The organism is Sinomonas sp. B1-1 (assembly GCF_050474465.1).
In the GTDB taxonomy this organism is placed as follows: Bacteria; Actinomycetota; Actinomycetes; order Actinomycetales; family Micrococcaceae; genus Sinomonas; species Sinomonas flava.
Genome location: NZ_JBCHVF010000003.1, coordinates 97,775 through 121,484, shown reverse-complemented (window position 1 = coordinate 121,484; position 23,710 = coordinate 97,775). Strand labels below are relative to the sequence as shown.

The 23,710-nt window shown below is 72.4% G+C and carries 22 protein-coding genes and 1 tRNA gene; 10 read left to right on the top strand and 13 right to left on the bottom strand.

All coding sequences use genetic code 11. The annotated features are described in order from the left end of the window. Positions 1 to 166: 166 nt before the first annotated feature. Positions 167 to 820: an MOSC domain-containing protein gene (locus tag ACQ5BE_RS07545; protein ID WP_430296401.1), complete on the bottom strand. Its 654-nt coding sequence runs from the start codon at positions 818 to 820 to the stop codon at positions 167 to 169. Between the two features lie 127 nt (positions 821 to 947). Here ACQ5BE_RS07545 and ACQ5BE_RS07540 point away from each other — a divergent pair, with 127 nt between their 5' ends. Next, positions 948 to 1,766 carry a hypothetical protein gene (locus ACQ5BE_RS07540; protein ID WP_430296400.1) on the top strand — a complete coding sequence of 273 codons (819 nt, stop codon included), beginning with the start codon at positions 948 to 950 and terminating at the stop codon, positions 1,764 to 1,766. A 25-nt stretch (positions 1,767 to 1,791) separates the two neighbouring features. Here the strand turns inward: ACQ5BE_RS07540 and ACQ5BE_RS07535 are convergent, their stop codons facing one another. Genes ACQ5BE_RS07535 through ACQ5BE_RS07515 form a run of 5 tightly spaced genes read right to left on the bottom strand, consistent with a single transcriptional unit; the run spans position 1,792 to position 7,556 of the window. After that, positions 1,792 to 2,475, bottom strand: coding sequence for a response regulator (locus ACQ5BE_RS07535; RefSeq protein WP_430296398.1), 684 nt, complete (start codon positions 2,473 to 2,475; stop codon positions 1,792 to 1,794). After that, positions 2,472 to 3,950, bottom strand: coding sequence for a sensor histidine kinase (locus ACQ5BE_RS07530; protein WP_430296397.1), 1,479 nt, complete (start codon positions 3,948 to 3,950; stop codon positions 2,472 to 2,474). Before ACQ5BE_RS07530 ends, ACQ5BE_RS07535 begins: the two co-directional genes overlap by 4 nt. 46 nt (positions 3,951 to 3,996) lie before the next feature. Then, entirely contained in the window at positions 3,997 to 4,941 is a 945-nt protein-coding gene (locus tag ACQ5BE_RS07525) for a cytochrome b/b6 domain-containing protein (protein ID WP_413248447.1), read from the bottom strand. Positions 4,942 to 4,963: 22 nt separating this feature from the next. Beyond that, entirely contained in the window at positions 4,964 to 6,157 is a 1,194-nt protein-coding gene (locus tag ACQ5BE_RS07520) for a cystathionine gamma-synthase (RefSeq protein WP_430296396.1), read from the bottom strand. Between the two features lie 13 nt (positions 6,158 to 6,170). Beyond that, a complete protein-coding gene (locus ACQ5BE_RS07515; RefSeq protein ID WP_430296395.1) occupies positions 6,171 to 7,556 on the bottom strand; it encodes a cystathionine beta-synthase in 1,386 nt (461 codons plus the stop codon). A 62-nt stretch (positions 7,557 to 7,618) separates the two neighbouring features. Here ACQ5BE_RS07515 and ACQ5BE_RS07510 point away from each other — a divergent pair, with 62 nt between their 5' ends. The 3 genes from ACQ5BE_RS07510 to ACQ5BE_RS07500 are packed head-to-tail and all read left to right on the top strand — an operon-like array spanning position 7,619 to position 13,530. Beyond that, positions 7,619 to 8,305 (top strand): hypothetical protein, encoded by a 687-nt coding sequence (locus ACQ5BE_RS07510; RefSeq protein WP_430296394.1) that lies wholly within the window; start codon positions 7,619 to 7,621, stop codon positions 8,303 to 8,305. Then, positions 8,302 to 9,909: a DNA polymerase Y family protein gene (locus ACQ5BE_RS07505; protein ID WP_430296393.1), complete on the top strand. Its 1,608-nt coding sequence runs from the start codon at positions 8,302 to 8,304 to the stop codon at positions 9,907 to 9,909. The genes ACQ5BE_RS07510 and ACQ5BE_RS07505 overlap by 4 nt, the downstream gene beginning before the upstream one ends. Before the next feature lie 21 nt (positions 9,910 to 9,930). Then, a complete protein-coding gene (locus ACQ5BE_RS07500) occupies positions 9,931 to 13,530 on the top strand; it encodes an error-prone DNA polymerase (RefSeq protein ID WP_430296392.1) in 3,600 nt (1,199 codons plus the stop codon). 15 nt (positions 13,531 to 13,545) lie between these two features. On the opposite strand, the gene ACQ5BE_RS07495 is transcribed toward ACQ5BE_RS07500, so the two are convergent. Further along, a complete protein-coding gene (locus ACQ5BE_RS07495; RefSeq protein ID WP_413248453.1) occupies positions 13,546 to 13,941 on the bottom strand; it encodes a VOC family protein in 396 nt (131 codons plus the stop codon). Between the two features lie 137 nt (positions 13,942 to 14,078). On the opposite strand from ACQ5BE_RS07495, the gene ACQ5BE_RS07490 reads away from it, so the two are divergent. Together ACQ5BE_RS07490 and ACQ5BE_RS07485 are read left to right on the top strand one after the other, a co-directional pair. Beyond that, positions 14,079 to 15,059 (top strand): DNA-3-methyladenine glycosylase family protein, encoded by a 981-nt coding sequence (locus ACQ5BE_RS07490; protein WP_430296616.1) that lies wholly within the window; start codon positions 14,079 to 14,081, stop codon positions 15,057 to 15,059. A 107-nt stretch (positions 15,060 to 15,166) separates the two neighbouring features. Next, entirely contained in the window at positions 15,167 to 16,342 is a 1,176-nt protein-coding gene (locus ACQ5BE_RS07485; protein ID WP_430296391.1) for an SLC13 family permease, read from the top strand. A gap of 75 nt (positions 16,343 to 16,417) precedes the next feature. Here ACQ5BE_RS07485 and ACQ5BE_RS07480 read toward each other — a convergent pair whose 3' ends face one another. Beyond that, positions 16,418 to 18,109 carry an AMP-binding protein gene (locus ACQ5BE_RS07480; protein WP_430296390.1) on the bottom strand — a complete coding sequence of 564 codons (1,692 nt, stop codon included), beginning with the start codon at positions 18,107 to 18,109 and terminating at the stop codon, positions 16,418 to 16,420. Between the two features lie 34 nt (positions 18,110 to 18,143). Here ACQ5BE_RS07480 and ACQ5BE_RS07475 point away from each other — a divergent pair, with 34 nt between their 5' ends. Then, positions 18,144 to 18,422, top strand: a complete 279-nt coding sequence (locus tag ACQ5BE_RS07475) for a putative quinol monooxygenase (protein WP_430296389.1) — start codon at positions 18,144 to 18,146, stop codon at positions 18,420 to 18,422. A 95-nt stretch (positions 18,423 to 18,517) separates the two neighbouring features. On the opposite strand, the gene trxA is transcribed toward ACQ5BE_RS07475, so the two are convergent. From trxA to ACQ5BE_RS07460, 3 genes are all read right to left on the bottom strand, one after another. Then, the gene (gene trxA, locus ACQ5BE_RS07470; RefSeq protein ID WP_430296387.1) at positions 18,518 to 18,895 is read right to left on the bottom strand and encodes a thioredoxin; all 378 of its coding nucleotides are present in this window, start codon (positions 18,893 to 18,895) and stop codon (positions 18,518 to 18,520) included. Between the two features lie 130 nt (positions 18,896 to 19,025). Next, the gene (locus ACQ5BE_RS07465; protein ID WP_430296386.1) at positions 19,026 to 20,294 is read right to left on the bottom strand and encodes an MFS transporter; all 1,269 of its coding nucleotides are present in this window, start codon (positions 20,292 to 20,294) and stop codon (positions 19,026 to 19,028) included. Further along, positions 20,291 to 20,743, bottom strand: coding sequence for a MarR family winged helix-turn-helix transcriptional regulator (locus ACQ5BE_RS07460; RefSeq protein WP_344298931.1), 453 nt, complete (start codon positions 20,741 to 20,743; stop codon positions 20,291 to 20,293). Before ACQ5BE_RS07460 ends, ACQ5BE_RS07465 begins: the two co-directional genes overlap by 4 nt. 87 nt (positions 20,744 to 20,830) lie before the next feature. Between ACQ5BE_RS07460 and ACQ5BE_RS07455 the strand changes: the two genes are divergently transcribed. Both ACQ5BE_RS07455 and ACQ5BE_RS07450 read left to right on the top strand, forming a co-directional pair. Next, positions 20,831 to 21,892 carry a glycosyltransferase gene (locus tag ACQ5BE_RS07455; protein ID WP_430296385.1) on the top strand — a complete coding sequence of 354 codons (1,062 nt, stop codon included), beginning with the start codon at positions 20,831 to 20,833 and terminating at the stop codon, positions 21,890 to 21,892. Between the two features lie 51 nt (positions 21,893 to 21,943). Continuing rightward, positions 21,944 to 22,441 carry a hypothetical protein gene (locus ACQ5BE_RS07450; protein ID WP_430296384.1) on the top strand — a complete coding sequence of 166 codons (498 nt, stop codon included), beginning with the start codon at positions 21,944 to 21,946 and terminating at the stop codon, positions 22,439 to 22,441. Between the two features lie 69 nt (positions 22,442 to 22,510). Here ACQ5BE_RS07450 and ACQ5BE_RS07445 read toward each other — a convergent pair. Further along, positions 22,511 to 22,592, bottom strand: a tRNA-Tyr gene (locus ACQ5BE_RS07445). A 116-nt stretch (positions 22,593 to 22,708) separates the two neighbouring features. Beyond that, the gene (locus tag ACQ5BE_RS07440) at positions 22,709 to 22,960 is read right to left on the bottom strand and encodes a hypothetical protein (protein WP_430296383.1); all 252 of its coding nucleotides are present in this window, start codon (positions 22,958 to 22,960) and stop codon (positions 22,709 to 22,711) included. Between the two features lie 225 nt (positions 22,961 to 23,185). On the opposite strand from ACQ5BE_RS07440, the gene ACQ5BE_RS07435 reads away from it, so the two are divergent. Continuing rightward, positions 23,186 to 23,671 (top strand): YajQ family cyclic di-GMP-binding protein, encoded by a 486-nt coding sequence (locus tag ACQ5BE_RS07435; RefSeq protein WP_208710121.1) that lies wholly within the window; start codon positions 23,186 to 23,188, stop codon positions 23,669 to 23,671. The last annotated feature ends 39 nt before the right edge of the window (positions 23,672 to 23,710 follow it).

The following is a 23,710-nucleotide window of genomic DNA, read 5'->3' as shown; positions in this document are numbered from 1 at the left end:
GCCGTCGTCCGGGCGGCGGTGAGGTTGCGCACAGGGGTCGGGCACGGGCGCCGTCGACCGCTCCCAGCCTCCCTCGCCGCGCCCCGTCTGGGGGTCAGATTCCGGGGGTCACTTGAGGTGACCCCCAGAACGTGGCCCCCAGAAGGTGACCCCCAGGAGGTGACCCTCAGACGGCGGGGCGGGAGATGGCGCTGTCGACGTAGCGACGGAGCGCCGCCGCGAGGCGGATCTGCCCGTCGGCCTCGGCGTCGAGAAGCGCCTCGGCACGCTCGCGGGTCGGCTCGGCCAGCCATTGGCCGACCCGCACCCCGTGGTCGGGGACATGCTCGACGGTGAACTGCGCGCCCGCCTCGACGTCGCCGGGAGTCACCACGCGCAGGTAGGCGCCCGAAAGCCCGGCCCGAGTGAACCAGGCCACCCAGCCGTCCTGGCCCATACGCCGGGCGAAGGTCGCGCACGGGATGCGCGGCATCGTCACCTCCAGCACCGTCCCGGAGGCGAACCGCCAGCGCTCGCCGATGACGGCATTGCTCGCGGTGATGCCCTCGACGCGCAGGTTCTCGCCGAAGAGGCCCGGCGGGATGTCGCGGCCGAGCTCGCGGGACCAGAGCGCGGCGTCGTCCTCGGAGTACGCATAGACGGCTTTGTCCTCGCCGCCGTGGTTGGCGCGGTCGGCCTGCACGTCCCCGTGGAGGCCCAGCCGGTGCACGCGCACGGGTCCCTCGACGGGCCGCTTGTCGATCGCGGTGACCCCCACCGCACCCGGGTCGGAGAGCAGCTGGTGGACACGGCACACGGCGGTGACACGCGCGGTCTTCATGCCTTCAGGGTAGCCGAGCGGCCCGCGCCGGATCCGGCTGCGCGGACCATCTGCCGGGGCGGACCCGTCTGCCTATACTGGCCGCACGCTGGGGGGCGGACCACCAAGACGTGGAGTAGTCATGATCGTGGACCCGTTGTACAGGCCGGCCCGCGCTGCCGGACGCATCTCGGGGCTGGCGCGGGCCGTCACGCTGGCTCGGGCCGTCACGCTGGTCCTGGCCACGGGCCTGTCCCTCACGGCCTGCACCCCCTCCCAGCCGCAGCCCAGCAGCAGCTCAGCCGGACCGTCGGCATCGCCGTCGGCCTCAGCGGACGCCGCCTCGCCCGGCAGCACCGGCACGGCCTCCGCAGGGGCCCCGGGCTCCGGGGCCGGACCAGCATCCGAGGGGACGGGCTCCCCCGGGCCGTCGGGGCCCGACGCGGTGTCCTCGGGCGACCAGAGCACCTTCGTCGCGGAGACCCCGGCCCGTGCCAGCGGATCGGCCCCGGATGCCGGTGCGTGCGTGAACCTCAAGGAGGAGTCGGTGCGGGCTGCCCTCGGATCCGCCGCCCCGGCCTCGCTCACGCCGTTCGCGAGCGAGGATGCGGTGGTGGAGGGCTACCCGGGCGCCGTGAGGCGGGAGTGCACCATGAAGCTCGGGCCTGAGCCGGGCCACACGGTGTCGGTGTCCGCGATCTCCTTCCCCGACGCTGCCGCGGCGCGCTCCTACGGCGTCGCCCCGAAGGGGTTCACGGCTGACCCGGTCTCGGGGGTGGGAGATTCGGCGGCCTTCGTCGCGCAGAAGACCGCGGTCGAGGTCGGGTACTACCTCTTCGTCGGCCGCGGTGCCGACGTCTTCCGCTTCCGCATCGGCCAGCCCGCGCGCGGCTCGGGCACGCCCGCCATGGATGCCGCCGCGGGCCGGGACGCCCTCGTGAAGCTCGCCAAGGCCGCCGGGCTCTGAGGACCCGTCGGGAGGCGGCCGGCCCTCACGGGTCGAAGCGGTAGCCCATCCCGGCCTCGGTGTGCAGGTGGCGCGGGCGCGCGGGATCGTCCTCGAGCTTGCGCCGCAGCTGGGCCAGGTACACGCGGAGGTACTGGGTTTCCTTCGCATAGGCCGGCCCCCACACCTGGGTGAGGATCTCGCGCTGCGTCACGAGCGCTCCGGCCCGGCGCACCAGGAGCGCGAGGATGCTCCACTCCGTAGGCGTCAGGCGCACCTCCTCGCCCCGGCGGACCACGCGGCGGGCGGCGAGGTCCACGCTCAGCTCCCCCGTCTGCACCCGCGGATTCTCCTCGGCACGCGGTCCCCGCCGGGCCGCTGCCCTCAGCCTCGCGAGCAGCTCTTCGAGGCCGAAGGGCTTGGTCACGTAGTCGTCCGCGCCGGCATCGAGGGCCTCGACCTTGTCCTCCGAGCCGTGCCTGGCCGAGAGGACGATGATCGGCACCTCCGTCCACGCCCGCAGCCGCCGGATGACCTCGACGCCGTCCATTCCGGGCAGCCCGAGGTCGAGCACCACGATGTCCATGCGCCGGTTGGCGGCGAGCTCGAGCGCGTCCTCGCCGCTTCCTGCGGTGACGGCGTCGTAGCCGTGGACGCGCAGGTTGATCTGCAGGGCCCGGGCTATCTGGGCCTCGTCCTCGACGACCAGCACGGTGGTCTGCTCGGTCATGCCCGTCCCCCTTCCCACAGCGGGAGGGAGACGACCATGGTGAGGCCGCCGCCCGTGGTTGCCTCCGCCTCGATGCGCCCGCCCATCGCCTCGGTGAAGCCCTTCGCGACCGCGAGCCCGAGGCCGACCCCACCGCGCGCCGACGCGTCGCCGGAGCGCTGGAAGGGCCGGAAGATCGCGAGCAGGTCCTCGGGCGGGACCCCGCCGCCGTGATCGATGACGCGCATCTCCCCGCAGGGGCGGCCGTCCGGACCCGGCACTCCGCTGCGCGCCCTGACCTCGACCGCGGCGCCCGGCGCGTAGCGGAGGGCGTTCTCGACGAGGTTGGCCACCACGCGCTCGAGGAGCACGGGGTCCGCGGCCACCATGGGCTCGTTGGCCGGGATGAGGTCGACGGCGTCTCCCGCGGCGAGCGCGGCTGCGGGCAGGACGTCGCGCCACGCGACGGGGCGCAGGAGCGGCCGGACGGTGTCCGCGGTGATCCGCGACATGTCCAGGAGGTTGCTCACGAGTCCCGTGAGCCGGTCCGTGTAGTCCTCGATGGTGCCGAGCAGCTCAGCCTCCTCCTCGCGGGTGAACTCGACGGTGGGCTGGCGCAGGCTGCTCACGCTCAGCTTGATCCCGGCCAGCGGCGTGCGCAGGTCGTGGGAGACGGCCTGGAGGATCGCGGTGCGGATCGAGTTGCCCTCCTCGAGCCGGCGGTTGTCCGCGCGGCTCCTGGCGAGCTGCTCCCGTTGGCGCATCGCCACGAGGTACGCGCCGAACGCCTGGAGCATGCGCCGCTCCCCCGCGTCGAGCGCGTGGCCGCCGACCAGGAGCGTGTAGTAGCCGTCCGGCGCGACGGAGTCGTCGGCGGCGCCATGCGAGACGGGCGGGGCCTCCCCCGCGCTCGCGAGCACGTCCCAGCCCGAGGCGACCCGGCCGGCGTCGTCCGTCCTCCTCGCCACGAGCGTCACGGCGCGCAGCCCGAGCGTGGCGCGCACCCGCTCGAGGAACTCGCCCGTGTCCCCCGCCGAGCCGAGGATCCCGACGGCCAGCTCGCTCATCGCGTCCGCCTCCGCCGCGGCCTGCCTCGCCTGCTCGTACCGCCGCGCGGAGGCTCCCACCGCGAGCGCGACCGAGCAGGCGACGGCGAGGAACACCACGAGCTCGACGACGGACTCGCCCCGCGCGACCACGAAGCTGCCCACAGGGTCGGTCGAGAACCAGTTCAGGGCCAGCATCCCGAGGACCGCGGCGAGGATCGCCGGCCACAGACCGCCCACGAGGGCCACGACGACCGCGGCCGCGAGCGCCAGCAGCATGGCCAGGGACAGGTCCCGGGACCCGGCCGTCGCGGCCACGGACTCGACGGCGGCCGGCAGCACGACGGCGAGGGCGAACCCGGCCCACAGGCGGCGGCGGTCCAGGATGCCCAGCTCGGCCAGGCGCAGCCGGTGCTCCCGGGCCGGGAAGAAGGGCGTGCGCTGGCTCATGCGGCCATTGTGGCAGGCCCGTCGGCGGTGGCGGGGCGGCCCGCGCCTAGTTCCGGGTGACCTGCCCCATGGTCGAGGCGACCGGCCGCAGGAACAGGGGCCGGGCGAGGAACCAGAGCCCCACGATGACGAGCACCGCGACGGCGAAGAGGATGAACCCGAGCCAGTCGCCGCCGTCGTGCGCGGCGAACATGTGGTTGAGGTTCTGCAGCGCCCCCGTGGTGAGCACGAGCGTCACGTGCACGATCACGAACACGACGAAGAATGCCATGGTCGGGAAGTGCAGGGCCCGCGCCCACTCCATGGGGTAGGCCTTGTTGAGCCGGGGCGCCTTGGCGTTGGTGGGCCACGCGCCGGACATCCGCAGGCCGGTGACGATCGCCAGCGGAGCGGCCACGAACACCACGAGGAAGTACGTCAGCTGCTGGAGCGCGTTGTAGTTGACCCAGCCGTTCTCGAGGGGCCAGTCCAGGGAGGCGTACTGGATCGCCGTCGAGAGGGCGTGCGGGAAGACGTCCCACGAGGTCGGGACGAGCCGGACCCAGTGGCCGGTGGCGAACATCAGGACGAAGAACACCAGCCCGTTGAGCACCCACAGCGCGTCGAGGGTGAGATGGAACCAGAGGTCCAGGCTGATCTTCTTGGGCTGGCCCTTGGTCTTGATGAGGCCCTTGTTGTTCCGCTTCCAGTAGCCCTGCGGCCTCGTCACGAACCGCACCTGCAGGCCCGTGCGCACGATCAGCACGATGAACATCATGTTCAGGAAGTGCTGCACGTTGAGCCAGGCCGGCAGCCCCTCGGGCGCCCACGAGGGCAGCGGCGCGTGGCCGGGGTACGTCGCGATGAACTGCGAGACGGCCTCGGTGCTGCGCAGCCACTTCGCGAGCAGGACGACGACGGCGAGCAGCACCACAGCGCCGACTCCCACCGCCGTGGGGCGGAACCAGGGCGCCTGGGTCAGGGCAGGCTTCGCAGGTGAGGTCTGCGGCATGGAAAGCGGTCCTCCGGAAGGGTCAGGGCTGGAGCTGTGCGATGGCCGCGTCGAGGTCCGCGATGAGGTCCTCGGCGTCCTCGATGCCCACGGACAGGCGCACGAGGTTCTCGGGGACGGCCAGCTCGGTGCCCTTGACGGACGCGTGCGTCATCTCCGAGGGGTAGTTCATGAGCGACTCGATGCCGCCGAGGCTCTCGGCGAGCGTGAACAGCCGGGTGGACTCCGCGACCTTGCGCGCCGCGGCCTCCCCGCCCGTGAACTGGACCGAGATCATGCCGCCGAAGCGGCGCATCTGCTTCGCCGCGAGCTCGTGGCCGGGGTGGTCCGGCAGGCCCGGGTAGAGCACCTTCTCGACGCCGGGGCGGCCCACGAGCCACTCGGCGATCCTCTGGGCGTTCTCCGAGTGCCGCTCCATGCGCACGCCGAGGGTCTTGAGGCCGCGCGTGGTCAGGAACGCGTCCATGGGGCCGGAGACGGCGCCCACGGCGAACTGGATGAAGCCGACCTTCTCGGCCAGCTCGTCGTCACCCGCCCGGTCCCCGATAATGACGGCGCCGCCCACCACGTCGGAATGGCCGCCGATGTACTTGGTCGTCGAGTGCACGACGACGTCCGCGCCCAGGGCGAGCGGGTTCTGCAGGTACGGCGAGGCGAAGGTGTTGTCGACGACGAGGAGGGCTCCGGCGTCGTGGGCGATGTCCGCGAGGGCCGTGATATCGGTGATCTTCATCATCGGGTTCGACGGGGTCTCGACCCACACGAGCCGGGCGCCCTGCTCGACGACGGTGCGGACCCGGTCGAGCTGGGACATGTCGATGGGCCTGTTCTCGATCCCCCAGGGCTTCAGGACCCGCGAGATCAGGCGGTAGGTGCCGCCGTAGGCATCGTTGCCGAGGACGATCCGGTCCCCAGGGGAGCAGAGGGCGCGGATGAGCGCGTCCTCGGCCGCGAGGCCGGACCCGAACGAGTAGGCGTGCCGGCCGCCCTCGAGCGCGGCGAGCTGCTCCTGGAGGGCGTCGCGGGTCGGGTTGCCGCCGCGGCCGTACTCGTAGCCGGCGCGGAGGCCGCCGATCCCCTCCTGCGCATAGGTCGAGGAGAAGTGCAGCGGGGGCACGACCGCGCCCGTGCGCGGCTCGAACTCCTGGCCGGCGTGGACCGCGCGCGTGTTGAAGCCGGCGGCCTGCCCGGTCTGTCCGTTGGAGCTGTGTGGCATGGTGGTCGTCCCCTTACTTGTTGAGGTTGGCCAGGAGGTCGTGACGGGTCAGGATGCCGATCGGAGCGCCCACGAAGGTGACCATGACGGCGTCCTCCTCGCTGAGGGCCTTGCGCAGCTCTGCCTGGCCCTCGAGGGACCCGATGACCGGCAGGCGCTCGCCCATGTGCTCGGAGATCTTGTCCGTGAGCTTGGCCTCGCCCCGGAAGAGCTTGGCGGACAGCGAGCGCTCGTCGACGGCGCCGAGGACCTCGCCCATGACCACGGGCGGCTCGGCGGAGAGCACCGGGAGGTGGCTGATGCCGTACTCGTTCATGATGTCGATGACGTCGCGGACCGTCTCGTTGGGGTGCGTGTGGACGAGGTCCGGGAGGCGGCCGTCCTTGCTCTGGAGCAGCTCCCCGACGGTCTTCTCCTCCGCGCCCGGAAGGAAGCCGTAGGAGCGCATCCAGTCGTCGTTGAAGATCTTGGCGAGGTAGCCACGGCCGGAATCCGGCAGGATCACGACGACGACGGCGTCCTCGGGCAGGTCCTGCGCCACGCGCAGCGCGGCCACGACGGCCATGCCGGACGAGCCGCCGACGAGGAGGCCCTCCTCGCGGGCGAGGCGGCGCGTCATCGCGAACGACTCCGCGTCGGTCACGGCGAGCACCTCGTCCGGGACCGACTTGTCGTAGTTGGCCGGCCACATGTCCTCGCCCACGCCCTCGACGAAGTAGGGCCGCCCCGAGCCGCCGGAGTAGACGGAGCCCTCGGGGTCGGCGCCGATGACCTTGACCTGGCCGCCCTCGGACTCCGGGCGGTCCGCGCTGGCCTCCTTGAGGAAGCGGCCCGTGCCGGTGATGGTCCCGCCGGTCCCGGCGCCGATGACCACGTGGGTGACCTTGCCGTCGGTGTCGGCCCAGATCTCGGGGCCGGTGGTCTCGTAGTGGCTCCTGGGGGCGCCGGGGTTGGAGAACTGGTCCGGCTTGAAGGCCCCGGGGATCTCGGTCACGAGGCGGTCCGAGACGCCGTAGTAGGACTGCGGGGAGTCGGGTGCCACCGCGGTGGGGGTGACCACGACCTCGGCGCCGTAGGCCTCGAGGACGGCGCGCTTCTCCTCGCCCACCTTGTCCGGGACGACGAAGATGCAGCGGTACCCCTTCTGCTGGCCCACCAGGGCGAGCCCGACGCCGGTGTTGCCGCTCGTGGGCTCGACGATCGTCCCGCCGGGGGCGAGCTTGCCGTCCGCCTCGGCCTGCTCGATCATCTTCAGCGCGATGCGGTCCTTGATGGACCCGCCGGGGTTGAGGTACTCGAGTTTGACCAGGACCGTCGCCTTGATGCCCTCAGTGACCTTCTGGAGCTTGACGAGGGGCGTGTGCCCGATGAGTTCGACGACGGAGTTGGCATACTTCACGACCCCAACTGTAGCCGCTGGCCCGGATTGACTTCTTCGAACACATTTTCGAAAATGGTTCTATGTCCCTCGCACTCAGCTCCGATCAGGCCGTCTCCGCGGCCGGGCAGCTGCGCGAGCTCCAGGAACGCATCAACACCCTCCAGGGGCGCCGGAACCATCAGGGCTCCCACCCAGTGCTCCCCTGCTTCTCGTCCCTCTTCCCCGCAGGGCTCAGGGGCGGAACAGCCTACTCCCTCGACACCCCGCTCTCCGTCGCGATGGCCCTCCTCGCGGGCCCCTCGGCCGAGGGCCACTGGTGCGGCGCCGTGGGCTTCCCGGAGTTCGGGGCCGAGGCGGCGGCCAGCTTCGGCGTCGACCTCGACCGGCTCGTGCTCGTTCCCGACCCGGGGACCGAGTGGCTCACGGCGGTGGGCGCCCTCGTGGACGTCCTGCCGGTGGTCCTGGCCCGGCCCGCGGGTCCCGTCCGCCCGGCCGAGGCGTCACGCCTGGGGTCGCGGCTGCGCGAACGGGCCGGTGTCCTGCTCGTCATGGGCCCCTGGCCGCAGAGCGAGGGCGCCCTCGAGGCGAGGGGCTCGAGCTGGGAGGGCCTCGGGCAGGGGCACGGGCATCTCCGGCGCCACCGGGTCGAGCTCGCCCTGAGCCAGCGGGGCAGGACCCGCACGGCCGCCGTCGACCTCGCCTCCCCGCAGGCGGGGGCCCTCCCCCGGCTGTCCGGGGTGCAGGGCCGGAGCGGGGCACCCCGATGAGCGGGCGCGCCCCGTCCGGGGTCCCGAGGGCCCTGGTCCTGTGGTTCCCCGACTGGCCGCTCATCGCCGCCCAGCTGGCCGGCGAGGTCCCCGACCGCGTGGCGGCGGCCGTCATCGACAAGGGGCTGGTCGCCGTGTGCTCCGCCGAGGCGCGGGCCGCCGGCGTCGCGCGGGGGCTGCGGATCAGGGAGGCGCAGGTCAGATGCCCCGAGCTCGCCACGGTTCCCGTCGACCCGGAACGCTCCGCCCGCGAATTCGAGCCCGTCGTGCGGGCCCTCGAGACCGCCGTCCCCGGAGTGCAGGTCCTGCGGCCGGGGCTGTGCGCGGTGAAGGCCCGCGGTGCCGCCCGCTACTACGGGAGCGAGGAGGCCGCCGGGGGTGCGGCGCTCGACTCGGCGGCCAGCCTCGGGCTCGAGGCACGGGCCGGGATCGCGGACTCAGTCTTCGCCGCCGAGCAGGCGGCCCGGGACGCCGTCGAGCTGCATCCCCTCCGGATCATCGGCCCCGGCGGATCCGCCCGGTTCCTCGCCCCCCTGCCCGTCACCGCCCTGGGCGACGCCCGGCTCGCCTCGCTCCTGAAGCGGCTGGGCCTGGGCACGCTCGGGGACTTCGCCGCCCTTCCGGCCGCGGACGTCCGCTCCCGGTTCGGCGACGACGGGCTCGCCGCGCACGCCCGCGCGAGCGGCCGCGACCCACGCGCCGTCGTGCCCCGCGTTCCCCCGTCGCCCCTGGACCGGACGGCCGAGTTCGAGCCCGGACTCGACCGGGTGGACCAGATCGCGTTCGCCCTGCGCCCGGTGGCCGAGGACTTCATCGGCGGACTGATGCGCGCCGGCCTCGCCTGCACCCAGCTGAGGGTGGTGATCACCGACGACGCGGGGGCCCGTTCCGAGCGGTCCTGGGGGCACCCCAACCAGTTCAGCCCGGCCGACGCCCTGGACCGGGTCCGCTGGCAGCTGCAGTCCTCGGGGCAGGAAGGGCATCCGCGCCGCCACGGCGGTGCCGCCTGGCGCTCGTCGGGCGAGTCGATGGCCGCTCCTGTGGTCCAGGTCCGGCTGCTCCCCGAACGCGTGGACCTCCTCGGACGCCGGGCACAGGCCCTCTTCGGGGGCGTGGACGAGCGGCTGGACCACGGCCTGCACCGTCTTCAGACCATGCTCGGCCACGGGTCAGTGCTCCATGCGGCCTCGGGCGGCGGGCGCCTCCTGGCGGAACGGTGCCTCCTCGTGCCCTGGGGCGAGGACGCGCCGCCGGGCACGGCGGACCGCGCGGGGCGCCCGTGGCCCGGGTCGGTCCCTCCTCCCCTGCCCGCCGTCGTCTTCCCCGAGCCCGTTCCCGTGGTGCTCCTGGGCGATGACTCGGCGCCCCTGGACGTGGACGACCGCGGACACCTCAGGGCCGCGCCTGCCTGGTTCACCCCCGCGCCGGGCTCCGCCCGTCGGCCTGTCCGCAGCTGGGCAGGCCCGTGGCCCCTGCGGGAGAGGTGGTGGGACACCGCCGAGAGCCGCAGGGCCGAGCGGTTCCAGATCCTCGACGGCGACGGCGAGGCCTGGCTCCTGCTCAGGGAAGGCGGCCGCTGGTGGGCGGAGGCCCGCTATGACTGACGACGGCTGGAAGGAGGCCCCGTGGGCTGGAACAATCCGCCGATCCCGTGGAAGCACCTCCACGACATCCTCGAGGGCAAGGAGGTCTCCGCGGACGACCTCCGCGGCCGCCCCAGCCGGACCGATGCCGGGCGCGCGCCCATCGAGCATGACGGCGGGGACAGCCCCGCCTGGTCGCGCAAGCGCGGCCCCTACATCCCGCTCCCCGCGCTCGGGGAGGCTGCGCTCGGGGAGGGCGCGCACGACGGCGGGCCCGCGCCGTCGTCCGCCGGCGCGGCGGGGCAGGCGGTCCCCTACGCGGAACTGCACGTCCATTCGCACTACAGCTTCCTCGACGGGGCGTCCTCCCCCGAAGCGCTCGTCGAGGAGGCCGTGCGCCTGGGGCTGCATGCCCTGGCGATCACCGACCACGACGGCTTCTACGGCGTCGTGAGGCTCGCCGAGGCCGCCGAGGCCTACGGGCTCCCGACGGTATTCGGCGCGGAGCTCTCCCTCGGGCTGGGCGGACCGCAGAACGGCGAGCCGGACCCCGAGGGAGAGCACCTGCTCGTCCTGGCCCGCGGCGAGGAGGGCTACCACAGGCTCGCCGCGGCCATCACGGCCGCCCAGCTCGCCGAGGGCGCCGAGAAGGGCCGGCCCGTGTACGCGCTGGAGGACCTCGCGGAGCGGCTGAGGGGGCACTGCCTCGTGCTGACCGGCTGCCGGAAGGGAGCGGTGCGCCGGGCCCTCGCCGGCCACGGGGAGGCCGCCGCCGAGCGCGCGGTCGAGGACCTCGTCGCCCTGTTCGGCGCGGACGGTGTGGCCGTCGAGCTCTACGACCACGGGAACCCGCTCGACAGCGCGCACAACGACGCCCTCGCCGCCGTCGCCGGCCGCCTCGGGCTGCCCTGCGTGGCCACGAACGCGGTGCACTATGCCAGCCCGTCCGGGCATCCGCTCGCGACGGCCCTCGCCGCGGTGCGGGCGCGGCGCAGCCTCGACGAGCTCGACGGCTGGCTGCCGGCGAGCGACGGCGCTCACCTGCGCAGCGGGGAGGAGATGGCCAGGCTCTTCGCCCGCTACCCGGGGGCCGTGGAGAACACCGTGCGGCTCGCGGACAGCCTCGCCTTCCCGCTGCGCTCCGCACGCCCCAGGCTGCCGAAGCAGGAGGTGCCCGAGGGGCATACGCCCATGTCGCACCTGCGCGGGCTCGTGGACCGCGGCATCGTGGACCGCTACGGCACCCCGGGCCCGGGATGGCGGGGGCCGGTCCCCCCGGAGGAGGTCCGCGAGCGCGTCGAGAAGGAGCTCGCGGTCATCGAGAAGAAGGACTTCCCGGGCTACTTCCTCATCGTCCACGAGATCGTGCAGTTCGCCCGCAGCCGCGGCATCCTGTGCCAGGGGCGCGGGTCGGCGGCCAACTCCGCCGTGTGCTACCTGCTCGGGATCACCGCGGTGGACAGCATCGCCTACCGCCTGCCGTTCGAGCGCTTCCTGTCGAGCCTGCGGGAGGAGGAGCCGGACATCGACGTCGACTTCGACTCGGACCGCCGCGAGGAGGTCATCCAGCACGTCTACGCGAAGTACGGCAGGGCGAACGCGGCCCAGGTGGCCAACGTGGTGAGCTACCGTCCCAAGAACGCCGTGCGGGACGTCGCGAAGGCCTTCGGCTACAGCCAGGGCCAGCAGGACGCCTGGTCCAAGCGCCTCGAGCGCTGGGACGCGCTCTCCGCCGCGAAGAGCCAGTCCGGCCCGGGAGCCGGGGGGCCGTCCGAGGCCGACGGCATCCCGCCGCGGGTCCTCGCGCTCGCCGAGCAGTTCCTCGGCTACCCGCGCCACCTCGGCATCCATTCGGGGGGGATGGTGCTCACCGAGCGGCCCGTGGGCGAGGTGGTGCCGATCGAGCATGCCCGCATGGAGGACCGCACCGTCCTGCAGTGGGACAAGGACGACTGCGAGTGGATGGGGCTGGTCAAGTTCGACCTGCTCGGGCTGGGCATGCTCGCCGCCCTCCAGTACTGCTTCGACATGGTCGAGGAGCACTTCGGCGTGCGGTGGCGGATCGAGGACATCCCCAAGGAGGAGCCGGCCGTCTACGACATGCTGTGCCGCGCCGATTCCGTCGGGGTGTTCCAGGTGGAGTCGAGGGCCCAGATGAGCACACTGCCGAGGCTGCGTCCGCGGGAGTTCTACGACCTCGTCGTCGAGATCGCGCTCATCCGGCCGGGGCCCATCCAGGGCGGGGCGGTCCATCCGTACATCCGGCGGCGGGCGGGCGAGGAGGACATCACCTACCCCCACCCGCTCCTGAAGCCGGTGCTCGAGCGCACGCTCGGCGTCCCGCTGTTCCAGGAGCAGCTCATGCAGATGGCCATGGCGATCGGGGGCTGCACCGCAGAGGACGCGGACCTCCTGCGCCGGGCCATGGGGTCCAAGCGGGGCGTGGAGAAGATCGGCACCCTCCGCGAGAAGCTCTTCGCCGGCATGGCCGCGAACGGGCTGACGCCCGAGGAGTCCAAGGCGATCTACACGCAGATCGCGGCGTTCGCGGACTTCGGCTTCGCGGAGTCCCACTCGATCAGCTTCGCCGTCCTCGTCTACGCGAGCTCGTGGCTCAAGCTGCACTACCCCGGGGCGTTCCTCGCGGCGCTGCTGCGGGCCCAGCCCATGGGGTTCTACTCCCCGCAGACGCTCGTCGCGGACGCAAGGCGGCACGGCGTCGTCGTGCTCCGTCCCGACATCCTCCGCTCCCGCGCGGACGCGTGCCTCGAGGCGCACGACGCCGAGGGGCCGCCGGCGGCACCCGCGCCGCCGGCGGTGTGGGCCGGGGAGGAGCCCGCCGGCCTCGACGCGTGCCTCGACAGGTTCCAGCCGCCGATCGGCCCGTTCGACCCGGAGGCCCCCGACGAGTCCGCCGCGCATCGGCGCGACGGCAGCCGTGCCGTGAGGCTGGGGCTCTCGAGCGTCAAGGGGATCGGCAAGGACCTCGCCGAGCGGATCGTCGCCGAGCGGGAGGCCGGCGGGGCGTACCGGGGCATCGCGGAGCTGTCGCGCCGCACGGGCCTCACGGCGGAGCAGCTCGAGTCGCTCGCGTCGGCAGGAGCACTGGACTCCCTCGGGCTCACGCGGCGCGAGGCGCTGTGGCAGTCGGGGGCCGCAGCACTCGAGCGGCCGGGCCAGCTCCCGGGCTCCCAGCCGTACGTCCAGCCGCCCCTCCTGCCGGAGCTGAGCGAGGAGGAGGTGGTGGCCTACGACCTCTGGGCCACGGGGGTCGCCACGGACGGCCATCCCCTCCGGCACGCCAGGGACGTGCTCGACGCCCGGGGCGTGCTCCGCATCGACCAGCTGCGCACCGCGGAACCGGGCAGCCGCATCGAGGCCGCCGGTGTCGTGACCCACCGGCAGCGGCCCGGGACGGCCCAGGGCATCACGTTCCTCAATCTGGAGGACGAGACGGGCATCCTCAATGTGGTCTGCAGCGTCGGGGTCTGGACCCGGTACCGGCGGGTGGCGCAGCAGGCGCCGGCCATGGTGATCCGGGGCATGCTCGAACGGTCCAAGGAGGGCGTCACGAACCTGGTCGCGGACCGGCTCGAGGCCCTGCCCCTGCGGGCGAAGACGTCGAGCCGGGACTTCCGCTGAGCCGCCTCGCGGCCGCTACCCCTGCTGCGGCGCGTTCTGCCACAGTCCGAGGATGTTGCCCTCCGTGTCCTTGAAGTACGCGGCGAATCCCATCTCCCCCACGGGCAGCTTCGGGGACACGGTCGATCCGCCCAGCTTCCCGATCGTGGCGAGGGCGGCGTCGATGTCCTCGACGTCCACGGTGATGATGGGGGTCTTGGGCGGGAACTCCTCGCTGCGCACGAACATGCCGCCGTTGATGCTGCCCGATTCGGTCGGCGTGCCGTTCTCGTCGCTGGGCGTGGTGCCGACCATCGTGTAGTCCATCCCGGGAACGGGCGTGAGGCTCCACCCGAAGGCCTCGGAATAGAACTTCTCCGCGCGCCCCGAATCGTCCGCGGGAATCTCGAAGTGAACGACTTTCCCTGACATGGCATCGCCTTCCTCGTCAGCGCCATGACGCCGCTTCCAGCGCCACCACCAGCATGGTTTTGGACCGCGTGGCGCACGTCAAGGGTTCGCGCGGCCACGGCCGCACGTTTGTCGTCGCCGCGTGGCAGGATGATGCGGTGACGCTCGCCGACCCCCTCCCCTGGGCTGCCGTTCCCGCCGCGGGAACGGCGGATGCCGACGGCTCGTGGCCTGCGCCCGACCACTACTCCCTCCCCGCCACGTGCTTCCCCCTCCAGCGGGGCGACGGGGACCCCTGCTTCGCGCCCCACCCCGCCGGCCTCTGGGCGGCCTTCCGGACCCCCGACGGGCCCGCCTCGCTCCTGCTGACCCACGCCGCCGGGACGCTGAGGGCCCGCGCCTGGGGCGACGGCGCGGCGTCGGCCGTTGCGTCAGCGCCCGCGCTGCTCGGCCTCACCGACGACTGGTCCGCGTTCGACGACGAGGCGTACCTCGCGCGCCTGCCCCGCCTGGTCCGCGAGGCACGACGCCGCAACCCGGCGCTGCGCCTGCCCTCGACCGGGCGGGTGGTGGACGCGCTCGTGCCCACGATCCTCGAGCAGAAGGTCACCACCCTCGAGGCCCGGCGCGGCTACCGGTACCTCGTGCGCCGCCACGGCTCCCAGGCGCCCGGTGCGGGAACCGTCGCGCCGGCGGGGCTCATGGTCGCCCCGAGCGCGGAGGGCTGGCTGCGGATCCCTTCGTGGGAGTGGCACCGCGCTGGGGTGGGCCCCCAGCGCTCGGACACGGTGATGCGCGCGCTGCGGTCGGCGGCGGGGCTCGAGCGGCTCGCGTCCCGGACGGCGCCGGAGGCCGCGGCCGCGCTGCAGTCAATCCCCGGCATCGGCATCTGGACGGCCGCCGAGGTCACGCAGCGCACGCACGCGGACCCAGACTCGATCTCGGTCGGGGACTACCACCTCGCCCATTTCGTCGGCTATGCGCTCACCGGCGAGCGCACCGACGACGCGGGGATGCTGCGCCTCCTTGAGCCGTGGCGTGGGCACCGGCAGCGGATCGTGCGCATGCTGTACCTCTCGGGCGTCCGGGCGCCGCGGTACGGGGCGCGGATGACGGTCCAGGACCACCGCTTCCACTGACTCCCGCCGAGATCACCCCCACTGACGCCGAAGTCACCCCCACTGAAGCCGAGATCACCCCCTGCGGCGGGCCGGACCCGCGCTGCGTGACCCCTAGACTTGACGCCATGCCTCTGGCCGCTGTGGGCGCCGTCCTCCTTGTCCTCGGCGGCGCGGCCGTCGCCGCCGGCGTTCTGGCGTGGGAGGACGTCGGCGCCCTCGCCGATCGGGTCGTTCCGATCCTCGCCTTCGTCGCGGCCATCACGGTCGTCACCGAGCTGTTCAACGCGGCGGGCCTCTTCGAGTGGATCGCTGCACGCTTCCGCCGCTGGGGAGGCGGCCGTGCCTGGCTGCTGTGGGCCCTCGTGACGGTCCTCTCCCTGGCGGCCACGGTCTTCCTCTCGCTGGACACGACAGCGGTGCTGCTGACCCCGATCGTCGTGGTACTCGCCCGGAGCTGCGGGCTCCCGCCGCTCCCGTTCGCGCTCACGGCGGTGTGGCTCGCCAACACCGGGTCGCTGTTGCTCCCGGTCTCCAACCTGACCAACCTCCTGGCCCTGCACTCCCTGGGCAAGGTGTCGCCGGCGGAATTCGCCGCCCGGATGGCGCTGCCCGCCCTGTGGTGCGCGCTCGTGCCGGTGCTCGCCGTCGCCGTGCTGTTCAGGAAGGACCTGCGCGCCCGCTACGACCCGCTCCGCACGTCCCGAACGCCGGCGGAGAGGGACGGCGTTCGAGCCGATCGGGTCCTGCTGGGAACCAGCGCCGTGGTCCTCGCGTTCCTGCTGCCGGGCCTCGTCTCAGGCGTGGCCCCCTGGATCCCCTCGGTGGCCGCGGCTGCGGTGCTCGTCCTCGCCTTCGCGGCACGGCGGCCGCGGGCCCTGCGCTGGGCGCTCGTGCCGTGGCAGCTGGTCGTGTTCGCGGCGGGCCTGTTCCTGCTCATGGAGGCGCTCCAGCACCTGGGCGGCGGAGACCTCGCGGCGTCGCTGCTCGGCTCGGGGAGCGGGCCGCTGGACCTCGTCCGGGTCGCAGCCGTCGGCGCGGCCGGGTCCAACCTCGTCAACAACCTCCCCGCGTACCTCGCCTTCGAGCAGGCCGCGGGGGGTCCGGCGCGCCTGGCCGCCCTGCTCGTGGGTGTCAACGCCGGGCCACTCGTCACGCCCTGGGCCTCGCTCGCCACGCTGATCTGGCACGAGCAGCTGCGGCGGCTCGGCGTCTCGATCTCGTGGTGGGGGTACGCGGCGGCGGGGGCCGTGCTCGTCCCGCTCATGGTCGTTCCGGCCGCGCTCCTCGCCGCCGTCCCGTGAGCAGGGAGCGCGGCCCGCGAGCCAACCCCTGAACACCCCAGTGGGACCCTGCATGTCCGGGCGAACCGCGCAGGTTCAGCCGAGCCCGAGCCGGGCGATGGCCTCCTCGCGCATCTCGACCTTGCGGATCTTCCCCGACACGGTCATGGGGAACGACTCGCGGATGTCCACGTACCGCGGGACCTTGTAGTGGGCGAGCTGGCCGCGGCAGAACTCGGCGACGTCCTCGGCGGTCAGCGGCTCCGCGCCGGGCTTGAGGATGATGCAGGCCATGAGCTCCTCGCCGTACTTCGCGTCCGGGACGCCGATGACCTGGACGTCCTGGACGGAGGGGTGCTGGTAGAGGAACTCCTCGATCTCGCGCGGGTAGACGTTCTCGCCGCCGCGGATCACCATGTCCTTGATCCGGCCCTCGATCACCAGGTACCCGTCCCGGTCCATGCGGGCGAGGTCGCCGGTGTGCATCCACCCGTCGGGATCGATGGCCTGGGCGGTCTTGTCGGGCTGGTCCCAGTACCCGGCCATGACGGCGTAGCCGCGCGTGCAGAGCTCGCCGATCTGGCCACGGTCCACCGTCTCCCCCGCGGGGTCCACGACCTTCGACTCGAGGTGCGGCATGGTCCGTCCGACGGTCTCGGTGCGCTGGGCGAGCGTGTCGCCGTCGCGCGTCATCGTGGAGACCGGCGAGGTCTCCGTCATGCCGTAGCAGATCGCCACGTCCGTCATGTGCATGTCGGCGATGACGCGCTTCATGACCTCGATCGGGCACAGCGAGCCCGCCATGACCCCTGTCCGCAGCGTGCCGAGCCGGTACGAGGGGAAGTCGGGCAGCGCGAGTTCGGCAATGAACATCGTGGGCACCCCGTAGAGGGACGTGCCCTCGAAGTCCTGCACGGCGCCTAGCGTCGCGGCGGGGTTGAAGCCGCGCGCGGGGAGGATCGCGGCGCACCCGTGCGAGTAGGCGGCCAGGTTGCCGATGACCATCCCGAAGCAGTGGTAGAAGGGCACCGGGATCACCACGCGGTCCTCCTCCGTGTACCGCAGGAGCTCCCCGATCGAGAACCCGTTGTTGAGGATGTTCCGGTGCGTGAGCGTCGCGCCCTTGGGGAACCCGGTGGTGCCGGAGGTGTACTGGATGTTGATGGGGTCCTCGGGCGCCAGGGTCGCCGCGCGCTCGGCGACGGCCGACGCCGGCACCTCCCCCGCCCGCCCGACGAGCGCCTCCCACGTGGTCTCCTCGCGCGACGCCGGCGCGCCCGCCTCGTACACCGCCCCGCCCGGGGCGTGGGGCGCCGGCAGGAACACGAGTTCGCGCAGGTCCGGGCACTCCGCGAGGGCGTCGCGGGCCATCGCGACATACTCGCTCGTGCGGTCGCTCGGGGCGACGACCAGCATGCGCATGCCGTTCTGCTTCACCACGAACTGCAGCTCGTGGCTGCGGTAGGCGGGGTTCACGTTGACGAGGATCGCGCCGATCGCCGCGGTGGCGTACTGGAGGATGGTCCATTCGGCGCAGTTCGGGCTCCAGATGCCCACCCGCTCGCCCTTGACCACCCCGGCGGCGAGCAGGCCGCGGGCGGCGGCATCGACGTCGTGCGCGAGCTCGGCGTAGGTCCAGCGTCGGGCGGCGTCAGCGCCGGCGTCGGGCGCGGCTTCCACGAGGGCCTCGCGGTCCGCGAAACGCTCCGCGATGCGGGCGAAGTTGGCGCCGATGGTCTCCTCGAGCAGGGGCGTCGTCGTCTCGCCTGCCGTGTAGGACGTCTGCATGATGGAAAGCTACCAACTCGGTAGGCTGGCCACCATGACTGATCCCGTGCGCCTGAAGGCGACCTTCATCCCGAACGAGGGCGAGTTCTTCCGCGTGAAGCTGGCCCTGGACATCGCGATCGAGGAGGTCCAGCGCGAGCCGGGCTGCCTCCAGTACGAGATCACGGAGGAGTCCGAGGACCGGATCATCCTGTCCGAGCTGTGGGCCTCCGAGGGGGAGCTGGACGCGCACTCGAAGGGCGCCGCTGTCCAGGACCTCAACGAGTCCCTCAGCGCTCTCCTGGCGGAGCCCGTCAAGGTCGAGCGCGTCTGACCGCTGCACGCGCGCTGACCCCGGCGTAACGACGACGGCGCCGCTCCCCCTCCAGCGGGGAGCGGCGCCGTCGCGCTGTGGTCAGCGCTGCAGGCTCAGTTGTCCGAGCCCTTGGACTGCGCCTCGGCGACCTTCTTGTGGACGTCCTCCATGTCGAGGCCCTTGACCGCCTCGATGACCTGCTCGAGGGCGGCCGGCGGGAGGGCGCCGGGCTGGGAGAAGACGAGGACCTTCTCGCGGAATGCCATCAGGGTCGGGATGGAGGTGATGTTGGCCTGCGCCGCCAGCATCTGCTCGGCCTCGGTGTCCACCTTCGCGAAGACCACGTCGGAGTGCTTCTCCGAAGCAGCCTCGTAGGTCGGCGCGAACTGGCGGCAGGGGCCGCACCAGGACGCCCACCAGTCGACCAGGACGATGTCGTTGTTCTCGATGACGTCGGCGAACTGCTCGCCGGTGATGTTCTTGGTTGCCATTCCCGCGCTCCTCACGTGTTTCTGCGGTCTTGGAAGTCTCAACGATACCCGTGGGGGTTTCATTCCCACGCGGCCCACCCGGTCGCGGACGCACCGCACCGTCGTGGTTACCTTCCCCCGCAGCCGCCGCTCAAACGGCGGAGGGCTCGTGGGCGGTGACGTAGCGCCGGCCCGCCAGCGCGATCGCGATCGACACCACGAGCGCGGCCGCCGAGGCGTAGAACGGGACGGGGGCGCCGAAGGTCTCCCCGAGCCACGTGGCGATGAAGGGCGCAAGCGCCCCGCCCATCCAGCGCACGAAGTTGTAGCCCGCACTGGCCACCGGGCGCGGCGCGTCGGAGATGCCCATCGCGAGCTCGGTGTAGACCGTGTTGTTCACGCCCAGCAGCGCGCCGGCCACGATGGTCAGCACGACGACAGCCGGGACCGCGTGGACCGCGGCCGCGACGGCGAGGCCCACGAGGACGAGCGCGAGGCCTGACAGGGTTCCGGCGAGGACGGTGATGTCGCCGAACCGGGCCTGGAGCGGCGGGGCGAGGAACACCGAGCAGACCGCGAGCGCGACGCCCCAGCCGAAGAACACGGCGCCGATCCCGTACGCATCCATGCCGAGGATGAACGGGACGAAGGCGAGGACCGTGTAGAAGCCGAAGTTGTAGAAGAACGCGCTGCCCGCCACCGAGCGCAGTCCGGCGTGGCCGAGGGCCTTGAGCGGGTCGCGGAACCTGGTCTTCCGGGCAGCCGCCGGGGTCTTGGGGAGCGTGGCCAGGATGGCGATGAACGCCACGGCCATGAGGGTGGCGGTGCCGAAGAACGGCATGCGCCACTGCCATCCGCCGAGGAGGGCTCCCGCGAGCGGGCCGAGGGAGAGCCCGAGTCCCAGCGCGGCCTCGTAGAGGATGATCGCGGTCGCCGTCCCGCCCGAGGCCACGCCCACGATCACGGCCAGCGCCGTGGCCACGAAGAGCGAGTTGCCCAGGCCCCAGCCGGCACGCCACCCGATGAGCTCGGCCACGCTCTGGCTCGTGCCGGCCAGGCTCGAGAAGACGACGATGAGGGCGAGGCCGATGAGCAGGGTCTTCTTCCCGCCGATCCGCGAGGAGACCCACCCGGTCACGAGCATCATGACGGCCGTGACGAGGAAGTAGCTCGTGAACAGGAGGGAGACCTGGCTCGGAGTCGCATCCAGGTTGGCGGCGATGGCCGGGAGGATCGGGTCCACGAGGCCGATCCCCATGAAGGCGAACACCGAGGCCGCGGCAGTGGCCCAGACCGCCTTGGGCTGGCGGAAGAACGAGGCCTTCTCCGCAGCGAGGACCTCGTGGCCGGCCGGGTGGCCCGCCTGGGGTGACGCCGGGGCGCTGGTCTGGTGGGAGCGGACGCCGGGTTCGGCGGTCATGCGGGCTTCTCCGTCTCTGTGAAGTACTGGTTGATCTTGTCCATGACCGGCAGCGCGGCGGCGAGGGCTGCGCGCTCCGCCTCGGTCAGGGTGGCGATGGCTGCTGCCATGAGCTCATTGCGCCCGCCGTTGGCCTCGGCTGCGGCACGGTCACCGGCCGGGGTGCGGCGCACGACGACGGCGCGCGCGTCGAGCGGGTCGGCGCGCCTTTCGAGGAGCCCGGCCCGTTCCAGCCGGGCCACCTGCTCTGTCGCGGAAGGCACCTTCACGCCGAGGTTCTTGGCGATGACGCCCATGCGGAGCCCCTCGCCCTCGGCCATGTTCAGCACGCTCAGCTGGGCGGCGGGGAGGGTCGAGACCTCATCGAGCCTCCGCGCGACCCATACGCCGTGCCGGAGGGCTTCGCGGAAGCCGCCTGCAAGGGCGGTCACGTCGTCACTGGAACTCATATTTAGGTAGCCTAAATGTTAGGATGCCTAAAATCAAGCCCCGGCTCGCCGCCCCGTACACTCGGTGCACCGGCAGGAGGGGGTTCCGTGAGCAGTTTCCTGTTCGTCACGTGGGAGGGCGGCGGCAACGCGGTGCCCTTCCTCGCCCTCGGGCAGGAGCTTGTGGCCCGCGGGCACGCGGTCACCGTGATGGGGCATGCCTCCCAGTCCGGAGCCTTCGCTGCCGCGGGGGTCCCGTTCCGCGGGTCGCCCGGCGCCGCGGCGCTGACCGGCACGTCGCCGCTCGCGCTCCTGAAGGTCATCACGAGCCCGGGCATGCAGCAGGACGTCCTCGCCGAGGTCGCCGCGCGGCGGGCGGACGTCGTCGTCGTCGACGTGGTCCTGTTCGGGGTCATGGACGCCCTGCGCCGCGTCGGCCGCGAGTACGTCGTCCTCGAGCACACCCTGGACGGCATGCTCCGCAGGATGCTCCCCGTTGCGCAGGCCGCCCTGCTCCCCGTGGGGCTGTGCCCGATGGACCTGCTCGACGCCGGCCGGCCGGTCGTGACGGCGTCGATCCCGGAGTTCGACCGCGGCCACGGCAACGTGGTCCACGTCGGGCCGATGGTGCGCGGCGTCCCCGCGCGCCCCGAGACGCCCACGGTGCTGGTCAGCCTCAGCACGGCCGGCTTCCCGGGGCTGGCCGCGACGTTCCAGCGCGTCCTCGACGCGGTCGACGGCGTTGCGGCGCGGCTGATCGCGACGACCGGGCCCTCGCTCGACCCGGCGGCGCTCCGGATCCCCGACGGGGTCGAGGTGCACCGGTGGCTGCCCCACGAGGAGGTCCTGCCGCACGTGTCGCTCGTGGTCTCACACGGCGGGCACGGGACCGCCATGGCGGCACTCTCCCACAGCGTCCCTCTCCTGATCCTCCCCCTCAGCCCGACGACCGATCAGCCGTGGGTGGGGCGCGCCGTCGAACGCGCCGGGGTCGGCAGGAGGCTTCGCCGCACCTCGGCACCGCGGAGGATCCGCGCGGCCGTCGAACAGCTCCTCGGCGACGGCCCGCACCGCGCCGCGGCAGCACGCATGGGCGAGCGCGCCAGGGCCCTGGACGGGCGGACGCGCGGCGCGGACCTCCTCGAGTCGGTGGCGGCACGAAGCCCGTGAGAGGGCGCTGCCAGCGATCCCGCCCCTAGACGAGGGGACTAAAATGTACTGATGGGTACAGATGAACTCCTGGCGCTGATCCAGGAACACCACGCCGACGGTCTGGCCCACCTGCGAGCCCGCCTATGGTCCCCCTCCGGACGCGACGGCCCGGACCGGGGGCCGGAATGGCGGCGACCCTCCATGGGGCCCGTCAGTTCCGTGGAGGACCGGTCCCTGAGCGTCACGCTCGACGCCCGGGTAAGCGCCTACTCGTGGTTCGCCTCCGATCCGTCGCTGACCGGGGACCTCTACACCGTGTCGATGAGGACCGATCACAGACTGCTGGGCCAGCGGACGGCGCTGGGCCACAGCGAGGCCGACGCCTGGGCGCTGGCGGTCCTCGGCATGCAGAACGCCCGGATGATCTACTGGTCCGTGGCCGTGGTGGGCCTGGTCACGACCCTCTGCCACCACCTGTACGTGGATCCCGCGGGTCAGACGGCGCGGCTTCCCCGGGGAAGCTCTCTGGCGGAGCGGTCGGCGCGCATCTCGGATTCGCTGGACTGAGCGGCCAGCCCGCGTGGCAGCAAAGCAGAACACCCCCGGTCCGAAGACCGAGGGTGTTCTCTCACAACGTGGCAGATGAGGGATTCGAACCCCCGTAGGCAATGCCAGCTGATTTACAGTCAGCCCCCTTTGGCCGCTCGGGTAATCTGCCAAGATCAACACGCAGTTCACCGGTCATCCGGTGTCCTGCGGTGCGAGCAAGACAACCTTACAGAACATTCGGCCACGCGTCGAATCGGGGCTCGGGCAGGGGCTGCGGCCCAGTTTTCAGGCAGTCCCGCCGCCGCTGGCGGCCGCATCCGAGAGGATCTGCTGCCTCAGCTGGGCCTCGAGGAACGCCGCCTGCTCTCCGGTGATCTGGCGGAGCGCCACAGCGCGCTGGAGGTCCGCATGGACGCCGTCGAGTCGGGCAGTGGGGGCCGGGGCCGGGGACATCACGACGCCGGCGGCGAGCGTCGCCGCCGCCACGACGCCGCCCGCGGCGGCTGCGGCCCTCCCCGCAAAGGTGCGCTTCGCCATCGTCGGTCCCTCAGCGCCTCCGGGGCGCGCGTCTGTCGAAGACACGAATTCCTCCCTTGCCAGCCTTCTCGATGGATCCAACGATTCCAGCGGAGATTGCGATCCCACTGGGCTTCGGCTGAGAGTGAACTGTGCGCCGCAACCCACGCTCACAGGGTCGCCGGAAGGGCGCAGGAGGCTAGTCTGGTGGCCAGCATCTGACCACGAACAGTTCCGGAGGCAGCCATGGCAGATTCGACATTCGACGTTGTGAGCAAGGTCGACAAGCAGGAGGTCGCCAACGCCCTCAACCAGGCGCAGAAGGAGATCGCCCAGCGCTACGACTTCAAGGGCGTCGGGGCGGAGATCGACTTCTCGGGCGAGAAGATCCTCATGAAGGCCAACGCCGAGGAGCGCGTCAAGGCCGTTCTGGACGTGTTCGAGTCGAAGCTCATCAAGCGCGGCATCTCGCTGAAGTCCCTCGACGCCGGCGAGCCCTTCGCCTCCGGCAAGGAGTACCGCATCGAAGCCTCCATCAAGGAGGGCATCTCCCAGGAGCACGCGAAGAAGATCTCCAAGCTCATCCGCGACGAGGCACCCAAGAGCGTCAAGGCGCAGATCCAGGGCGACGAGCTCCGTGTCTCCTCGAAGTCCCGCGACGACCTGCAGTCCACGATCGCCCTGCTCAAGGGCTACGAGGACGTGGACCTCCAGTTCGTCAACTTCCGCTGACCGCTCCCCCGCGTCAGGCCCCGGCTCCGCGAGCCGGGG

Excerpts from the sequence above, each read along its gene's own strand:
- ACQ5BE_RS07525 (WP_413248447.1), bottom strand. The coding sequence starts at position 4,941 with ATGCCGCAGACCTCACCTGCGAAGCCTGCCCTGACCCAGGCGCCCTGG.
- ACQ5BE_RS07520 (WP_430296396.1), bottom strand. The coding sequence starts at position 6,157 with ATGCCACACAGCTCCAACGGACAGACCGGGCAGGCCGCCGGCTTCAAC.
- ACQ5BE_RS07505 (WP_430296393.1), top strand. The coding sequence starts at position 8,302 with ATGAGCGGGCGCGCCCCGTCCGGGGTCCCGAGGGCCCTGGTCCTGTGG.
- ACQ5BE_RS07535 (WP_430296398.1), bottom strand. The coding sequence starts at position 2,475 with ATGACCGAGCAGACCACCGTGCTGGTCGTCGAGGACGAGGCCCAGATA.
- ACQ5BE_RS07440 (WP_430296383.1), bottom strand. The coding sequence starts at position 22,960 with ATGGCGAAGCGCACCTTTGCGGGGAGGGCCGCAGCCGCCGCGGGCGGC.
- ACQ5BE_RS07475 (WP_430296389.1), top strand. The coding sequence starts at position 18,144 with ATGACTGATCCCGTGCGCCTGAAGGCGACCTTCATCCCGAACGAGGGC.
- ACQ5BE_RS07435 (WP_208710121.1), top strand. The coding sequence starts at position 23,186 with ATGGCAGATTCGACATTCGACGTTGTGAGCAAGGTCGACAAGCAGGAG.
- ACQ5BE_RS07485 (WP_430296391.1), top strand. The coding sequence starts at position 15,167 with ATGCCTCTGGCCGCTGTGGGCGCCGTCCTCCTTGTCCTCGGCGGCGCG.
- ACQ5BE_RS07480 (WP_430296390.1), bottom strand. The coding sequence starts at position 18,109 with ATGCAGACGTCCTACACGGCAGGCGAGACGACGACGCCCCTGCTCGAG.
- ACQ5BE_RS07495 (WP_413248453.1), bottom strand. The coding sequence starts at position 13,941 with ATGTCAGGGAAAGTCGTTCACTTCGAGATTCCCGCGGACGATTCGGGG.
- ACQ5BE_RS07530 (WP_430296397.1), bottom strand. The coding sequence starts at position 3,950 with ATGAGCCAGCGCACGCCCTTCTTCCCGGCCCGGGAGCACCGGCTGCGC.
- ACQ5BE_RS07510 (WP_430296394.1), top strand. The coding sequence starts at position 7,619 with ATGTCCCTCGCACTCAGCTCCGATCAGGCCGTCTCCGCGGCCGGGCAG.
- ACQ5BE_RS07460 (WP_344298931.1), bottom strand. The coding sequence starts at position 20,743 with ATGAGTTCCAGTGACGACGTGACCGCCCTTGCAGGCGGCTTCCGCGAA.
- ACQ5BE_RS07450 (WP_430296384.1), top strand. The coding sequence starts at position 21,944 with ATGGGTACAGATGAACTCCTGGCGCTGATCCAGGAACACCACGCCGAC.
- trxA (WP_430296387.1), bottom strand. The coding sequence starts at position 18,895 with ATGGCAACCAAGAACATCACCGGCGAGCAGTTCGCCGACGTCATCGAG.
- ACQ5BE_RS07465 (WP_430296386.1), bottom strand. The coding sequence starts at position 20,294 with ATGACCGCCGAACCCGGCGTCCGCTCCCACCAGACCAGCGCCCCGGCG.
- ACQ5BE_RS07545 (WP_430296401.1), bottom strand. The coding sequence starts at position 820 with ATGAAGACCGCGCGTGTCACCGCCGTGTGCCGTGTCCACCAGCTGCTC.